This is a genomic window from Pseudomonas sp. KCJK9111, assembly GCF_046231935.1.
GTDB lineage: Bacteria > Pseudomonadota > Gammaproteobacteria > Pseudomonadales > Pseudomonadaceae > Aquipseudomonas > Aquipseudomonas parafulva_B.
In genome coordinates this window covers 86,982-103,035 of sequence record NZ_JBJJMO010000006.1, presented here as the reverse complement: position 1 = coordinate 103,035, position 16,054 = coordinate 86,982, and the positions used below count along the sequence as shown (strand labels likewise).

Here is a 16,054-nt window from a genome sequence, read left to right as displayed (position 1 = left end):
TGGGCGGGTTGCCGTCCATGTAGTATAACTACAAGAAAGCTACAACCCGGCCAGCCGATCATAACCGAGTCCAGCCCGTGAATCTGTTGCAACATATCGCCCAATCGCGCCACCTGCTGCGCAAATCGGAACTGAAAGTGGCCGATCACGTGCTGCTGGACCCGGCCGCCGTCATGCACAGTTCGATGGCCGACCTGGCACATAGCGTCGGTATCAGTGAACCGACCATCGTACGTTTCTGCAGGGCCATCGGGTGCTCGGGGTTTCAAGACCTGAAGTTGAAACTGGCGCAGAGCCTGGCTGCCGGGGCCAGTTTTGGGCAGTTTGCCATTCATGAAGACGACTCCGTCGCCGATTACAGCCTCAAGATCTTCGACACGACCCTGCATACCTTGATGGAGGTGCGCGAGCACCTTGACCCACAGGCGCTTCAGCAGGCCGTCAGCGCCATGGCGCAGGCGCAGCGTGTGGAGTTCTATGGTTTCGGCGCGTCCGGGGCCGTGGCAGCCGATGCCCAGCACAAGTTCTTCCGTTTGCTGCTTAGCGCGGCGGCGTACTCCGACCCGCACATGCAGGCGATGTCCGCCGTGACGCTCAAGCCTGGCGACGTAGCGGTGTGCATTTCGCAATCAGGCCGCTCGAAGGACTTGCTGATCACGGCCAACCTGGTCCGTGAAAGCGGCGCCAACCTGATCACGTTGTGCCCCAGCCAGACCCCGCTGGCCGAACTGTCCACGGTCAACCTGGCCATCGACGTTCATGAAGACACCGAGATCTATACGCCTCTGACCTCGCGCATTGCTCACCTGGTGGTCATCGACGTGCTGGCCATGGGCGTTGCCATGGCGCGCGGTCCAAGCCTGGTCAATCACCTCAAGAGCGTCAAGCGCAGCCTGCGTAGCCTGCGACTGTCGCCCAAGTCGATCAAAGCCCATGACGACTGAAGCCTGCTTCGGTTCTGCGGATCGGCGCCATCATCGTTCACGACGCTGTCATCACCGCGCCTTCAAACGGTAAAACCATCGGGTCATTCTGAGCCTTCCGCATCCTCTCCGGGAATCAGTCAATGGCTCGTGACCACGACGGCATCTACCAACCCAACGCCAAGGCTCGCAAACAGCAGGAAAAGGACCAGCGACGCATGGAGTACCGCCGCGCCATCGAAAGCTACTGTGACCAACGGCAACTCTTGCGTGATGTCGCTGATTATCCTGACTTCGAGGGGCTCACTGCCTGGCAGGCAGCAGCGACGACTGACCTGAAAAACGCTCGACCAATGCGCTGATCAATGACCGCTCGCTGCGTATGAAGGCCTGAAAGGCGAGTGCGACCGGCGATTGCCGTTTGGCCTTGGATTGAACGACGCACCAGCTGCGGTACAGCGGCAACTCCTCGACGGGCAGTTCTACCAGGTTTCCCGTGGCCAGCTCCATGTTCACGGCATGGCGGGTCAACAACGCGATACCCAACCCGGCTATTACGCATTCACGCTGGGCATCGGCCGAAGCCACTTCGAGGGTTTGGGTGAAATGCACGCGCTTTTCCTTGAAATACTCCTCGCAAGCCTTGCGGGTGCCTGAGCCTTGTTCGCGTATCAACAGCGTATGGGGCTCGAGGTCTTGCAGGCGCAGCCGCGGCAACCTACACAGGGCATGCTCAGGCGGCGCGACGGCGATGATCGGGTTGTTCAGGAACGGCAGAAAGTCCAGCCCCATGTCCTGCGGCACCATGGACATGATGATCAGGTCATCACGGTTATCGGACAGCCGCCTGATGGCCTGTGCCCGGTTGACCACGGTCAAGGTCAGGTTGACTTCCGGGTGCCGCCGCTTGAATGCCGCGAACAGATGCGGCACGAAATACTTGGCGCTGGACTCGATCGCCAGCTTCAGCTGCCCTTGCAACGACCCCTGCATGTCCGACAACTGCATATCCAGGCTCTCCAGACGCCCGAAGATGTCGTGGCTGGCCCGTTGCAGCGCTTCGGCGGCTTCCGTGAGGTACAACTTCTTGCCCACGTATTCGAACAATGGCTGGCCTATCAGCTCTTCGAGTTGACGGATCTGTAGACTAACGGCGGGTTGCGTGAGCGCCATCTCTTCGGCCGCGCGGCTATATGAGCGAAGATCACACACCTCATTGAAGACCTGCAATTGACGCAATGTCATACGCATCAAGGACTTACGCATTTTATTCGACTCGTCGGCAATACCTTGTAACTTCACTATAAGCTTTTGCTAATACTGCCCCTAACAAATATTGATTTTTGTTTATCGACCTACAGCGCTAGGGTGAATCTGCGACTGGCCAAACAACAACAGGCCACGCGCCGACCGGCAGAACCGTGTCGACTGTTCATACGGCTTTGGGAAGAATCCAGTGATAAAAAAAATCCTGATCGCCAACCGAGGTGAAATTGCAGTTCGGATCGTGCGCGCTTGCGCCGAAATGGGCATCCGCTCGGTAGCGATCTTTTCCGACGCCGACCGGCATGCGCTGCATGTGAAGCGTGCAGACGAAGCGTACAGCATTGGCGCAGAGCCACTGGCCGGGTATTTGAATCCTCGCAAGTTGGTGAACCTGGCAGTGGAAACGGGCTGCGATGCCTTGCACCCTGGCTATGGCTTTCTCTCGGAAAATGCGGAGTTGGCCGAGATCTGCGCCGAGCGCGGGGTCAAGTTCATCGGGCCTGCTGCCGACGTCATTCGCCGCATGGGCGACAAGACCGAAGCGCGCCGCACCATGATCGCCGCGGGCGTTCCGGTCACCCCAGGCACAGAGGGCAACGTCGCCGACATTCACGAGGCGCTCAGTGAAGGCGATCGTATTGGTTACCCAGTAATGCTCAAGGCGACGTCGGGTGGTGGCGGCCGTGGTATTCGCCGCTGCAACAGTCGCGAAGAGTTGGAGCAGAACTTCCCGCGCGTGATTTCCGAGGCCACCAAGGCATTTGGTTCGGCGGAAGTGTTCCTGGAAAAGTGCATCGTCAACCCTAAGCACATCGAGGCGCAGATTCTCGGCGACAGCTTCGGCAATGTCGTGCACTTGTTCGAGCGCGACTGCTCCATCCAACGCCGTAACCAGAAGCTCATCGAAATTGCACCGAGCCCGCAACTTACCCCAGAGCAACGCGCGTACATCGGCGACTTGGCAGTACGTGCAGCCAAGGCGGTGGACTACGAGAACGCCGGTACCGTTGAGTTTCTGCTGGCCGATGGCGAAGTGTATTTCATGGAAATGAACACACGCGTGCAGGTCGAGCACACCATCACCGAGGAAATTACCGGTATCGATATCGTGCGTGAGCAGATCCGCATCGCATCGGGCCTGCCCCTGTCGGTGAAGCAGGAAGATATCCAGCACCGTGGTTACGCCCTGCAGTTTCGCATCAATGCCGAAGACCCGAAGAACAACTTCCTGCCCAGCTTTGGCAAGATCACTCGTTATTACGCGCCAGGTGGCCCCGGTGTGCGTACCGATACCGCCATTTACACCGGCTACACCATTCCACCGTTCTACGACTCGATGTGCCTGAAGCTGGTGGTGTGGGCATTGACGTGGGAAGAGGCCATGGATCGCGGCCTGCGGGCCTTGGATGACATGCGTGTACAAGGGGTCAAGACCACTGCGGCGTATTACCAGGAAATCCTGCGTAATCCGGAATTTCGTAGCGGTCAGTTCAATACCAGCTTTGTTGAGACCCACCCGGAACTGACCAATTATTCGATCAAGCGCAAACCCGAAGAGCTGGCCCTGGCCATCGCTGCCGCCATCGCCGCCCACGCAGGCATTTGAATACAGCTGCAAGCTGCGAAACCCAGATTGCCAGCCAGCGCCAACGCGTCTGTGCAGGCCGGCTGAGGCGTGAAGCTTGCCGCGACGAGGAGATAACAATGTCCAAGAAGATTCACGTAACCGATACGATCCTGCGCGACGCCCACCAGTCTCTGCTGGCCACCCGTATGCGCACCGAAGACATGCTGCCGATCTGCGAGAAACTCGACAAGGTCGGTTATTGGTCGCTGGAAGTCTGGGGGGGCGCCACCTTCGATGCCTGCGTGCGCTTCCTGAAGGAAGACCCGTGGGAGCGTCTGCGCAAACTGCGTGCAGCACTGCCCAACACGCGCCTGCAAATGCTGCTGCGCGGCCAGAACCTGCTGGGCTACCGTCACTACAGCGACGATGTGGTCAGGGCATTCGTCGCCAAGGCCGCCGTCAATGGCATCGACGTATTCCGCATCTTCGACGCCATGAACGATGTGCGTAACCTGCGTGTGGCCATCGAGGCGGTCAAAGCCTCGGGCAAGCACGCCCAGGGGACCATCGCCTACACCACCAGCCCGGTGCACACCATCGAGGCATTCGTGAACCAGGCCAAGCAAATGGAGGCCATGGGTTGCGACTCGATCGCCATCAAGGACATGGCCGGCCTGTTGACCCCGTTTGCCACGGGCGAGTTGGTCAAGGCGCTCAAAGCCGAGCAATCGCTGCCGGTGTTTATCCACTCCCACGACACCGCCGGCCTGGCTGCCATGTGTCAGCTCAAGGCTGTGGAAAACGGCGCCGACCACATCGATACCGCCATCTCCAGCTTCGCCTGGGGCACCAGCCACCCGGGTACCGAGTCGATGGTTGCTGCGCTCAAGGGTAGCGAGTTCGACACCGGCCTGGACCTGGAACTGCTGCAGGAAATCGGCTTGTACTTCTACGCCGTGCGCAAGAAGTACCACCAGTTCGAAAGCGAGTTCACCGCCGTGGATACCCGCGTGCAGGTCAACCAGGTGCCGGGTGGCATGATTTCCAACTTGGCCAACCAGCTGAAAGAGCAGGGCGCGCTCAATCGCATGAACGAAGTGCTGGCAGAGATCCCGCGTGTGCGTGAAGACCTCGGCTTCCCGCCGCTGGTGACGCCGACCTCGCAAATCGTTGGCACCCAGGCGTTCTTCAACGTGCTGGCCGGCGAGCGCTACAAGACCATCACCAACGAAGTGAAGCTGTACCTGCAAGGCGGTTACGGTAAAGCCCCTGGCGTGGTCAACGAGCAGCTGCGCCGCCAGGCGATCGGCAGCGAAGAAGTGATCGACGTGCGCCCGGCCGACCTGCTCAAGCCAGAGATGACCAAGCTGCGTGCCGACATTGGTGCTTTGGCCCGTTGCGAAGAGGACGTGCTGACCTTTGCCATGTTCCCGGACATTGGTCGCAAGTTCCTCGAAGAACGCGAAGCCGGCACCCTTACCCCGGAAGCGTTGTTGCCAATTCCGGAGGCTGGCGCCGTTTCTGCGCCAGGCGGTGAAGGCGTCCCGACCGAGTTCGTCATCGACGTGCACGGTGAAACCTACCGCGTCGACATCACTGGCGTTGGTGTGAAAGCCGAAGGCAAGCGCCACTTCTACCTGTCGATCGACGGCATGCCGGAAGAAGTGGTGTTCGAACCCCTCAACGAGTTCGTTGGCGGCGGCGGCAGCAAGCGCAAGCAGGCTAGCGAGCCGGGTCACGTGAGTACCAACATGCCCGGCAACATTGTCGATGTGCTGGTCAAGGAAGGGGACATGGTCAAGGCCGGCCAGGCCGTGCTGATCACTGAGGCCATGAAGATGGAGACCGAAGTGCAGGCGGCTATCGCCGGCAAGGTCGTGGCAATCCACGTGGCCAAGGGCGACCGTGTCACGCCGGGTGAAATCCTGATCGAGATCGAGGGCTGATTCAGGCCTTCATCTACAAGCGGTTTACCCCTGGGGAGCGGATGCTCCCCTTTTTCTTGCTGGATTCACCGGCCTCTTCGCGGGTAACCCGCTCCCATAGGATCGCCGCAGGTTCCGACATCGAGTTAATCCTGTGGAAGCTGGCTTGCCGGCGATAGGGCCGGTGAAGCCAGCGCAAAAATCAGTCTTTGCGGCAAGCCTCGAGGGTTTCTACTTGGCCCTCTGGCTGTTGATTCTCATCACTCAACCACCGCTCAAACCCGGTAGCCACCTGCGGCCACTCATCATCGGTAATTGAATACCAGGCCGTATCGCGGTTGTGATCCTTCACCACCAAGTGCTTGCGGAACACCCCTTCGAAGGTGAAACCAAACCGCTCTGCCGCACGCTTGGAGCGGGCGTTGGCGTTGTTGCACTTCCACTCCAGCCGGCGGTTGCCCAGTTCGAAGCTCAGCTTACCCAGCAGGTACACCGCCTCGGTGCCCTTGGGGGTGCGCTGCATGGCGGCGCCGAAGGCGATGTGGCCGATTTCGATGCGGCCGTGGTCGGGCACAATCGACATCAGGCTGAGAATGCCCTGAGCCTGGCCGGTGGTGCGGTCGATGACGGTGTAGAACAGGGGGTCGTGGCCTGCGGCGTTGCCGTCCAGCCAGCGGTCGAAGGCGGCACGCTCGGTGAACGGGCCATAAGGCAGGTAGTCCCATAGCACCGGGTCGGCGGTTGGGCCCTGCAGCACTTCCCAGAGGTCGTCGCCATGGCGCGCAGGGTCGAGCTTTTCCAGGCGGATGAAGCGGCCCTCGATGGGCTCGGCCTGGGGCGTTGCGGCGGGTTTCCAGTTCAATGCGTCTGTCATGTTCAGCCTACAAGCCTTTGCGAAATTGGATAAAGCCCGAGCGCTCGGCAACCTGCTGATACAGGCTGATGGCGGTGGCGTTGGTTTCGTGGGTCAGCCAGTGCACCTTGATGCAGTTATCGCCCTTGGCTGTGGTGTAGACGTGCTCGATCAGCTGGCGACCAACGCCCAGACCACGCTGCGCGCTGTCGACGTACAGGTCCTGTAGGTAGCAGGAATTCTCGATGCTCCAGTTGGAACGATGGTAGATGAAATTGACCATCCCCACCGCCTTGCCATCCACCCAGGCCAGTGCCGAATGGGTCGGCTCACTCGGGTCGAGCAGGCGCTGCCAGGTGCTCAGGCTGACGTTATCGGCCAACTTGGTTTCGTAGAAGTGCAGGTAGGCTTGCCACAAGGCGTGCCAGGCGGCGTGATCTTGAGCGGTGACAGGGCGCAGGGTAACGCTGGGCATGGGGCTATTCCTTCAAAGCTGGCGCATGTGCGCTGCGAGTTGGTTATCCAGTTGATCGGGGCTGGCGGTCAGACCTTCGCGCACGCCGGCGATGTCTTGCTCGGAGCGGTTCTGGCTGAGCTTGCGCGCACCTTGCAGGCGGGCGATGGGCAGGCGGATACCGATGATGGCGCGGAGCATGCCGTCGAGGTAGTCAGCCGGGGCGTCGGTGACGCTCCATGGCTCGTTGCGGCCTTGTTCGTGGCGCTCGGTCAGGCGGCTGACGATAGTCAGCAATGTTGCTGGGTCTTGGATTATCTCGGCCGGACCGTAGGCGTGTACGGCTAGGTAGTTCCAGGTCGGTACGACCTTGGGGTTATCGGCTTTGCTTGGGTAGTACCCGGGGCTGACATAGGCATCGGCGCCGGGGAAGACCAGCAGGGCTTCGCCACCTTGTGCCAGGTCCTGCCATTGGCGGTTGGCCCGTGCCAGGTGCGCATAGACGGTGCCTAACTTGCCTTCGTCGGTATCGACCAGCACCGGCAGGTGTGTGGCCAACAGGCCTTGTTCTCCTTGGCTGACCAGCACGGCCAGGCGGGTATCGAGCATATGCTGGTGCAGGCGGCCGAGGTCGTGTTCCTGGTGGGGTTTGCTGTTGTACATGCTCGGTTTCCTTGTGCAACGGTGCCATCCTAGCCAGGCTATTGGTTCTGGGTAAGAGCCATTACTGCCTGTTTTGATAGGTCCAATACCATGAGTGATAGCCCCCTCGTTTTGCCTTTCGACCCTTCCGGGATCGCCTTGGATCGCCATCGCGGGCTTAGCCAGCAGCTGTACCAGGCGCTGCGAGCGCGGGTGCTGGATGGGCGCTTGAGCAGCGGAACCCGGCTGCCGGCCACCCGTGAGTTGGCCACCATGCTGGCGTTATCACGCAACAGTGTGGTGCGGGCTTATGACCAGTTGTACGCCGAGGGCTACATCGAAAGCCGGGTGGGTGATGGCACCTACGTAAGCCGGCTACCGAAACTATCCACACAAGTACCCACAGGGTTATCCCATGGTTTATCAACAGGTTTATCCACATTTTCAGTAAATGATACTGAGGATTTATCCAGCAATCGGCGTTTTAGTGACGCTTTGCAGCGGCTGAAAACCAACCATTTACCGCCCCCAAGAAGCGGTCAGCCCCGTGCTTTTCGCGTCGGTATTCCCGCATTCGACCTGTTCCCGTTTGACGTCTGGGCCAAGCTGCAGGCGGGTTTCTGGCGTCATCCGAGCCCCGCTCAACTGGGTTATGGCGATCCGGCGGGCGAGCCGATGCTGCGCGAACTCATCGCTGCCTACTTGCGACGCTCGCGTGGGCTGAGTTGCATGGCTGAACAAATTGTGATCACCAGTGGTGCACAACAGGCCATCAGCCTTTGTGCACAGTTGCTGCTGCAGCCAGGCGACGGTGTGGCTGTGGAAAACCCGGGCTATCGGGCAGCCGGTCATGCCTTCGCACTGGCGGGTGGCCGGGTGCGTGGTGTACCGGTGGATGAAGAGGGGATGGATTGCACTCGGCTAGCGCAATTGGAGGAGTGCCGGCTGGCCTACGTGACGCCTGCTCATCAGTACCCGACCGGGGTGACCATGAGCCTGGCGCGTCGCCTGTCACTGCTGGCCTGGGCCGAGCGTAACGAGGCCTGGATTATCGAGGACGACTATGACGGTGAGTACCGATACCGTGGCGCGCCCTTGGCCCCGCTTGCAGCGCTCGACCCGCACGGGCGGGTGCTGTATGTCGGCACCTTTGGCAAAATCGCCTTCCCGGCGCTGCGCCTGGGTTACCTGGTGCTGCCGCCGCCGCTGGCCCAAGCGTTCAGCCAGGGCAAGGCGTTGGCGGTGCGGCATTCCGAGGTCAGCAGCCAGTGCGTGATGGCCGAGTTCATGGCCCGTGGGCACTTTCAGCGGCATATACGGCGCATGCGCAAGGCGGCGTTGAGCCGGCGCAATGTGCTCAAGGCCGGCTGGCCTGTGGATATTCCCGGGTTGGGTGCCATGCCGGCAGTGGCGGCCGGGCTGCATGTGAAGGTGGATGTGGATAACTTAGCGCGTGAGCAGGAACTGGTAGCCAAGGCTGAAGCGGTGGGCGTAGAAGTGACGGCGCTGAGCAGTTTCTGGTTGGCGGACAGCGAGGTGCCTGTGGATAAGCGGGCAGGGCTGGTGCTGGGGTTTGCAGCGGTGCCGGAAGGGGAAATTGCCGAGGCCTTGATGAAACTGCGCAAGGCTTGGCGGCCACTTCGCGAGTAAACCCGCTCCAACAGGTTCTGCACAGCACTCAAGGTCAGCGCTGTACCTGCGGGAGCGGGTTTACCCGCGAAGCAGGCGACTCAGGTCCCGGACTTGATTCTGGTCCATGCGCGGGTCCGCGCACGCTCTGCATCTCGCGCCAATGGCTTGAGGGTGTACAGCTTGGTCATTGCCTCTGCCGTCGGGTACAGGTTGGGATTGTTGCGAATCGCTGGGTTCACCTTGTTGGTCGCATCCTTGTTCGGGTTGGGGTACCCGACAAAGTCGCTGATCGGCGCAATCACCTCCGGCCGCAGGAGGTAATTGATGAACGTATAGGCGTCTTCCGGGTTGGCCGCGTTTTTCGGTATCGCCAGCATGTCGAACCAGATCGGTGCGCCTTCCTTGGGCAGGCGCATGTCCACCACCACGTCGTTCTTGGCTTCGCGGGCGCGGTTGGCGGCCTGAGAAAAGCTGCCGCTGTAGCCCACTGCTACGCAGATGTCGCCATTGGCGATGTCTGCCATGTACTTCGAGGAGTGGAAGTAGGTGATATACGGGCGAATCTTCAGCATCAGCGCCTCGGCCTTCTTGTAGTCGGCCGGTTTGTCACTGTTGGGTGGTAAGCCCAGGTATTGCAGGGCCAGCGGCAGAATTTCCGAAGGCGAGTCGAGCAGGGCCACGCCACATTGCTTGAGCTTGGCAATGTTCTCTTCCTTGAAGATCAGGTCCCAACTGTCCACCGGCGCATTGTCGCCGAGCGCAGCCTTGACCTTGGCCGGGTTGAAGCCGATCAGTATGGTGCCGTACATGTACGGCACGGCAAACTTGTTACCCGGGTCGTTGGCCTCGATCAGCTTCATCAGGGCCGGGTCCAGGTGCTGCCAGTTCGACAGCTTGCTGCGATCGAGCGGTTGGAACACGCCGGCCTCGATCTGCTTGGCCAGAAACACGTTGGATGGCACCACCACATCGTAACCAGAGTTGCCGGTCAGCAACTTGGCTTCCAGCGCTTCATTGGTATCGAAGATGTCATACACCAGCTTCACACCGCTGTCCTTCTGGAAGTCAGTCAGCGTCTGCGGGGTAATGTAATCGAACCAGTTGTACACGCGCAGCGTGCGCTGTTCGGCCTGTGCGGGCAGGGTGCTTGTGCACAGTACCGCAGCAACGAGAGGGGCGAGTAGCTGTTTGAAGGTGGCCATTATCGAGCTCCGGGTTGTGCGCGTTGGAAGCCTTCGAGCACGTTGACGGCGTTGATGCCGATTTCTTCCACGGCATAGCCACCTTCCATCACGAACAGGGTGGGCTTGCCGAGCTGCGCGATGCGCTTGCCCATCTCCAGGTAATCAGGACTGTCGAGCTTGAACTGGGAGATCGGATCGTCCTTGAACGTGTCCACCCCCAGCGATACCACCACTACCTCCGGCTCATACGCGGCGATGCGCTCGCAAGCGTCTTCCAGAGCTGCCCGCCAGGTCGACCAGTCACTGCCTGCCGGTAGCGGATAATTCATGTTGCAGCCCTCGCCGGCACCGGCTCCGGTTTCGTCGGCATAGCCCAGGAAGAAGGGGAACTCATCCTGAGGATCACCATGAATGGAGGCGAAGAAAACATCGGCGCGGCTATAGAAAATGTCCTGGGTACCATTACCGTGGTGGTAGTCCACGTCGAGGATGGCCACCTTTGCTCGCCCTTGGTCGAGGAAGGCCTGGGCAGCGATGGCTGCATTGTTCAGGTAGCAGTAGCCCCCCATGACGTCGCCTGCCGCGTGGTGCCCCGGTGGACGACACAATGCGAACGCGGCGTGGGCACCCTGCTCGATGGCCGCTTGCGCCGTGAGCGCGACCTGGGCTGCGCTGTAGGCGGCCTGCCAGGTGCCTGCCGTGATGGGCGCGCCTGCATCGAAACTGTAGTAACCCAGCTCACCGTGCAACCCGGTGGGCTTGACCGCCCGCAACGTGCGAGCAGGCCAGGTATAGGGAAGCAGATCGCCCTCCTGGCCCATGGCTGCCCAGCGCGCCCAGGCACCTTCGAAGAAGTCGAGGTAGTCGGCACTGTGTACGCGCAGTAACGGCGCACGGCCAAAATCGTCAGGGCCTCTGACCTCACCCAGCTCGCGTTTGCGTACCTGGGCCAGGACGTGATCGGCACGCGAGGGCATTTCGAAGCAAGGCATGAGCTTGCCGTCGATCAGCTCGCAGCGGCCATGGTGCAGACGGTGATCATCGGAATAGATCGTCAGCATTGTTGTTCTCCGGTGGGTACTGGCGTGCATCCATTGTCACGAACGGGGCCGCTTAGCGAGAACGTCCGAATCGGCCAAAAGAGGATAGATATGGCCAACGTCGAACACCTTCCTCTTCGCGGCAGTTACCCTGGGCCTAGCAGCAGGGTCAGCCACGAAACCGCGTCGGCGCCACGCCACTCCAGCGCACAAAGGCATGACGGAAACTGGCCGTCTCGCTGTACCCAAGCGTTTCGGCAATGCGGTGGATCGGCATGTGCCCGTCGGCGAGCAGTTCCTTGGCCCGTTCGAACTTCAACTCATCGAGCAATTGCTGATAGCTGCTGCCCAGCGCCTGCAAATGACGGCGAAGCGTACGGGACGAGCAGTTCATCTGCCGTGCCAGGCCCTCCAGGCCCGGCGCCGCTTCCAGTTGATTGACAAGCAGTTGGCGGACGCGCCCCAGCCATGCCTGCCGGCCGGTGAATTCGAGGTTCAGGCGTCGGCATCGCTCTTTCATGGCCTTGTGGGTGATCGGATCGGCCAGGGGAAGTGGCGCGTCTAGCCAGTGCCGCTCGAAGGCAAAGGCATTGTCATGGGAGGCGAAGGTGGTCGGGCACTGGAACATGCGCCTGTAGCACGCGTGGTAATCCGGGCGCAGGTGCTCGAAGCGAGCCCCGAGCAGCGGTAGATCGAGGCCTAGCAAGTCGTCGCAGATGACCTTCAACGACACCATGCAGAATTCGGCGTTGAAAGCGCTGAGCGCAGGGCTGTCCCGATAATCGCTGGCGCTGAGCCAGACACGGTGGCCGTCGTCGACCAGACGCAAGGTAAAAACTGTTCCCAGCAGTGCCGGATACTCCAATGCCAGGCTCAGGGCGTCACCCAAAGTGGCACTGGACAGCAGCGCGTACCCCAGCATGCCGTAGGAAGACACGCGCATGCGCTGGCCCAACTCCAGGCCAATATCCTCCCGACGTGCCACGGCATTGGCACAGACCTGCAGTTCCTGCTGGGTCGTGATGCGTGCATCGGCATGGCCAAGGTCCGCTGGGCCTATGCCGCTCCCGGCCAGCAGTTCCGAGGCTTCGCAGCCTTGAGCCTGGAAGACGTTGAGAATCAGCGAAACCGCGTTGAGGGTGGTCAGGTGGCTGTGCAGCATGCTGGGTGGTCCCGTAGGTCTGGGACGCATTACCGAGCAAGTTGTATGCCGAGTGCCGTCAATGCCTGCCAACCGGCACCGGGCGGGCAAAAAAAAGCCCGAAGCATGCGCCCGGGCTTAGGAAAGGTTGAGAGGTGTCTAGTCCCTCGACCTGGTGAGACGGTTACAGCGTGCTGGTCAGGCCTTGAGCGGAACCAGACGCGGGGCAATCATGTTTTCCGGGCGCAGGATGTCGTCGAGCATCGCGTCGTCCAGCAGCTTCTCTTCGCGCACCAGTTCAAGCACACCGCGGCCGGTTTCCAGGGCAACGCGAGCGATACGGGTGGCGTTTTCGTAGCCGATATAAGGGTTCAAGGCAGTGACCAGGCCAATCGAATGCTCGACCAGTTCACGGCAGCGCTGTTCGTTGGCGGTGATGCCGACGATGCAATGCTCGCGCAGCATGTCCATGGCGCGTTGCAGCAGGCGAATCGAGTCGAAGATCTTGTAGGCGATCAACGGCTCCATCACGTTCAACTGAAGCTGGCCGCCTTCGGCCGCGACGGTCAGGGCCAGGTCGTTGCCCATGATGGCGAAGGCCACTTGGTTCACGGCTTCAGGGATCACCGGGTTTACCTTGCCTGGCATGATCGAGCTGCCTGGCTGACGAGCCGGCAGGTTGATCTCGTTGATGCCGGTACGTGGGCCGCTGGACAGCAGGCGCAGGTCGTTGCAGATCTTCGACAACTTGACCGCGGTGCGCTTGAGCATGCCGGAGAACAGTACGAAGGCGCCCATGTCGGAGGTGGCTTCGATCAGGTCGGCAGCCGGTACCAGCGGCTGGCCACTGATGGTTGCCAGACGCTGTACGGCCAGAGCTTGGTAGCCCGGGTCGGCGTTGATGCCGGTGCCAATCGCTGTGCCACCCAAGTTGATCTCAGTGAGCAGCTCAGGTGCCAGCGAGCGCAGACGGTTGAGGTCTTCGGTCATGGTGGTGGCAAAGGCGCGGAATTCCTGGCCCAGGGTCATCGGCACGGCGTCCTGCAGCTGGGTACGACCCATCTTCAGTACGTGGTCGAACTCTTTACCTTTGGCAGCAAAGGCCTGGATCAGGCTGTCGAGGCTGGCCAGCAGGGCGTCGTGGCCCAGCAGCAAGCCCAGGCGAATAGCGGTGGGGTAGGCGTCGTTGGTCGACTGCGCCATGTTCACATCGTTGTTGGGGTGCAGGTACTGGTATTCACCCTTCTGGTGACCCATGGCCTCCAACGCAACGTTGGCGATGACTTCGTTGGCGTTCATGTTGGTGGAGGTACCGGCACCCCCTTGAATCATGTCGACCACGAACTGCTCGTGGTAGTCGCCCTTGATCAGACGGGCGCAGGCTGCACTGATGGCAGCGTGCTTTGCATCGCTCAGGTGGCCCAGCTCACGGTTGGCATCGGCAGCCGCCTGCTTGACCATGGCCAAGGCCACGACCAGCTTGGGGTAGTGCGACAGGGGGACGCCAGAGAGGTGGAAGTTGTTGGCAGCGCGCAGGGTCTGGATGCCGTAGTAGGCATCGGCAGGAACTTCAAGGGTGCCCAACAGATCTTTTTCGACGCGGAACGATGCAGCAGCGGACATGATAAATATCATCTCGAGTTTGACCCGGCACATGCCGGAATGGCGCCAATCCTAGGCCCTAAGGTGTTTTTGCGGCCAATGCTGTTGCACGCTAACCTATGCACAAACGGCATAGTGATAGATGTGACGCCGATTGATTTTCGAGCGTGTTCCATTTTGGTGCACGGCAGGGGAGCGGCCCAATGAACCTAGAAAGCAAATGGCTGGAGGACTTTAGTGCCTTGGCCTCGACCCGCAGTTTTTCCCAGGCGGCGGAGCGGCGCTTCGTGACGCAGCCGGCCTTCAGCCGGCGGATTCGTAGCCTGGAGGCAGCCTTGGGGCTTACCCTGGTCAACCGTTCCCGCACCCCTATCGAGCTAACAGAGGCGGGCCAGCTGTTTTTGGTAACAGCCCGCACGGTTGTCGACCAACTGAGCGAAATTCTTCGCCATTTGCATCATCTCGAGGGTGGCCAGGGCGAAGTGATTCAGGTGGCGGCCGCGCACTCGCTCGCGTCGGGCTTCTTCCCGCGCTGGGTGGCCCAGCTGCGCAACGATGGGCTGAACATTGCCACCCGGCTTGTTGCCACCAACGTCGGCGATGCAGTGCATGCCTTGAGGGAAGGCGGCTGCGACCTGATGCTAGCGTTCTACGACCCTGATGCAGCCTTGCAGATGGACGCCGAAATCTTTCCCTCGCTGCACATGGGCACCACCGAGATGTTGCCCGTTTGTGCCGTGGATGCCGAAGGCAAACCGTTGTTCACCCTGGAGGGTGAAACCAGCGTGCCATTGTTGGCCTACAGCGCCGGCGCCTTCCTTGGCCGTTCGGTGAACCTGCTGCTGCGCCAGCGCAATCTGCGCTACACCACCGTCTATGAAACCGCCATGGCTGACAGCCTCAAGAGCATGGCCCTGGAGGGGATGGGGGTGGCATGGGTACCGCGACTGTCCATGCGCGGCGAACTGGAGCGTGGAGAACTTGCGATCTGCGGTGGCAGCCAGTGGCACGTGCCGCTGGAAATTCGCCTGTACCGCTGCGCCTTGGTCCGAAAGGCCAACGTGCGCTTGCTGTGGCGCAAACTGGAGTCGACCAGCGTCCAAGGCGAGGCATCAGTTTGAATTGTATTTCAGATAATCCGCGATGGTTGCGCGGTTCTTGTCGCTGTAGCGATAGCAGTTCGAGCGAGCGGGTACCCGTGGGTGAGTGTAGGTTTCGCATACCCAGCCGTTGAACTTAAGTTCGGCATCTTCGTGGGTAGCGCCCAGCATGTGGCCGATTTCATGGGCGGGGGCGCCATACGCGGCGATTGATGAAATAGCCGTGTTCTGCTTCATGTAGGCAAGTCCAGCGTTGTAGTTCAAACCGCTTCGATCGTAACTGTCGCGGGTTAGCAGCAGGTGTTTGTCCACGAATGAAAAAGGGCCATGCCGCGTTTTTTCATAGACGCCGTCGGTAAACACTTCCAGTATTTGCGACGACGGCATGCCTGCATACGCGATATCGGTGATAAGAGGTACGTTTCGCTGAAAGATCACTTCAATGGGGTGATCGGTGAAACTGCGCATTTCCTTAAGCCAATGCTCGAAGTAGTCGTTGTGCAGTTGAGCGTCCTGCATGTCGGCCAAGTCGTCATGAATATAGACATTGACGGTCAGTGAACGGGCTGCCGAAGCGTTCAATGCCTGCACACTGAACAGAAGGGCAAGCGAGATCGTTGAGAGGCGTGGAAGAGTCATTTGCACCTGCCTGGGTCATTGATTGAAGGCCCTAGCATTCAGCGTGCAGCGCCTAGGCAGCAGCGGGAAAAACTTGTCCCGCGAGA

General features: G+C 60.4%; 15 protein-coding genes. 6 read left to right on the top strand and 9 right to left on the bottom strand.

Features of this window, described 5'->3' with window-relative positions:
* Window positions 1–77 precede the first annotated feature (77 nt).
* Window positions 78–944: a transcriptional regulator HexR gene (gene hexR, locus ACK59L_RS04675; RefSeq protein WP_023532857.1), complete on the top strand. Its 867-nt coding sequence runs from the start codon at window positions 78–80 to the stop codon at window positions 942–944.
* Between the two features lie 122 nt (window positions 945–1,066).
* On the top strand, window positions 1,067–1,285 hold the full coding sequence (locus ACK59L_RS04670) for a PA3496 family putative envelope integrity protein (protein WP_230379817.1): 219 nt from the start codon (window positions 1,067–1,069) through the stop codon (window positions 1,283–1,285).
* Here ACK59L_RS04670 and ACK59L_RS04665 read toward each other — a convergent pair.
* A complete protein-coding gene (locus ACK59L_RS04665) occupies window positions 1,227–2,189 on the bottom strand; it encodes a LysR family transcriptional regulator (RefSeq protein ID WP_058638789.1) in 963 nt (320 codons plus the stop codon). The genes ACK59L_RS04670 and ACK59L_RS04665 overlap by 59 nt on opposite strands.
* 190 nt (window positions 2,190–2,379) lie before the next feature.
* On the opposite strand from ACK59L_RS04665, the gene ACK59L_RS04660 reads away from it, so the two are divergent.
* Window positions 2,380–3,795 (top strand): acetyl-CoA carboxylase biotin carboxylase subunit, encoded by a 1,416-nt coding sequence (locus tag ACK59L_RS04660; protein ID WP_058602736.1) that lies wholly within the window; start codon window positions 2,380–2,382, stop codon window positions 3,793–3,795.
* A 98-nt stretch (window positions 3,796–3,893) separates the two neighbouring features.
* Window positions 3,894–5,702 (top strand): sodium-extruding oxaloacetate decarboxylase subunit alpha, encoded by a 1,809-nt coding sequence (gene oadA, locus ACK59L_RS04655; protein ID WP_058638790.1) that lies wholly within the window; start codon window positions 3,894–3,896, stop codon window positions 5,700–5,702.
* A gap of 181 nt (window positions 5,703–5,883) precedes the next feature.
* On the opposite strand, the gene ACK59L_RS04650 is transcribed toward oadA, so the two are convergent.
* Genes ACK59L_RS04650 through ACK59L_RS04640 form a run of 3 tightly spaced genes read right to left on the bottom strand, consistent with a single transcriptional unit; the run spans window position 5,884 to window position 7,651 of the window.
* Window positions 5,884–6,555 (bottom strand): GNAT family N-acetyltransferase, encoded by a 672-nt coding sequence (locus tag ACK59L_RS04650; protein WP_409272137.1) that lies wholly within the window; start codon window positions 6,553–6,555, stop codon window positions 5,884–5,886.
* Between the two features lie 7 nt (window positions 6,556–6,562).
* On the bottom strand, window positions 6,563–7,009 hold the full coding sequence (locus ACK59L_RS04645) for a GNAT family N-acetyltransferase (RefSeq protein ID WP_058602739.1): 447 nt from the start codon (window positions 7,007–7,009) through the stop codon (window positions 6,563–6,565).
* A 12-nt stretch (window positions 7,010–7,021) separates the two neighbouring features.
* The gene (locus tag ACK59L_RS04640; RefSeq protein ID WP_409272135.1) at window positions 7,022–7,651 is read right to left on the bottom strand and encodes an FMN-binding negative transcriptional regulator; all 630 of its coding nucleotides are present in this window, start codon (window positions 7,649–7,651) and stop codon (window positions 7,022–7,024) included.
* A 90-nt stretch (window positions 7,652–7,741) separates the two neighbouring features.
* Between ACK59L_RS04640 and ACK59L_RS04635 the strand changes: the two genes are divergently transcribed.
* The gene (locus ACK59L_RS04635; RefSeq protein WP_409272133.1) at window positions 7,742–9,280 is read left to right on the top strand and encodes a PLP-dependent aminotransferase family protein; all 1,539 of its coding nucleotides are present in this window, start codon (window positions 7,742–7,744) and stop codon (window positions 9,278–9,280) included.
* Between the two features lie 80 nt (window positions 9,281–9,360).
* Here ACK59L_RS04635 and ACK59L_RS04630 read toward each other — a convergent pair whose 3' ends face one another.
* The 4 genes from ACK59L_RS04630 to aspA form a co-directional block, all read right to left on the bottom strand.
* On the bottom strand, window positions 9,361–10,464 hold the full coding sequence (locus ACK59L_RS04630; protein ID WP_409272131.1) for a polyamine ABC transporter substrate-binding protein: 1,104 nt from the start codon (window positions 10,462–10,464) through the stop codon (window positions 9,361–9,363).
* Window positions 10,464–11,507 (bottom strand): histone deacetylase family protein, encoded by a 1,044-nt coding sequence (locus tag ACK59L_RS04625; RefSeq protein ID WP_409272129.1) that lies wholly within the window; start codon window positions 11,505–11,507, stop codon window positions 10,464–10,466. The genes ACK59L_RS04630 and ACK59L_RS04625 overlap by 1 nt, the downstream gene beginning before the upstream one ends.
* A gap of 148 nt (window positions 11,508–11,655) precedes the next feature.
* Window positions 11,656–12,648 carry an AraC family transcriptional regulator gene (locus tag ACK59L_RS04620; protein WP_196134661.1) on the bottom strand — a complete coding sequence of 331 codons (993 nt, stop codon included), beginning with the start codon at window positions 12,646–12,648 and terminating at the stop codon, window positions 11,656–11,658.
* Between the two features lie 177 nt (window positions 12,649–12,825).
* A complete protein-coding gene (aspA, locus tag ACK59L_RS04615; RefSeq protein WP_058602745.1) occupies window positions 12,826–14,250 on the bottom strand; it encodes an aspartate ammonia-lyase in 1,425 nt (474 codons plus the stop codon).
* 182 nt (window positions 14,251–14,432) lie between these two features.
* On the opposite strand from aspA, the gene ACK59L_RS04610 reads away from it, so the two are divergent.
* Entirely contained in the window at window positions 14,433–15,350 is a 918-nt protein-coding gene (locus ACK59L_RS04610; RefSeq protein ID WP_182138503.1) for a LysR substrate-binding domain-containing protein, read from the top strand.
* Here ACK59L_RS04610 and ACK59L_RS04605 read toward each other — a convergent pair.
* On the bottom strand, window positions 15,342–15,968 hold the full coding sequence (locus ACK59L_RS04605) for a hypothetical protein (protein ID WP_196134662.1): 627 nt from the start codon (window positions 15,966–15,968) through the stop codon (window positions 15,342–15,344). The two genes, ACK59L_RS04610 and ACK59L_RS04605, sit on opposite strands and share 9 nt — an antisense overlap.
* Window positions 15,969–16,054 lie beyond the last annotated feature (86 nt).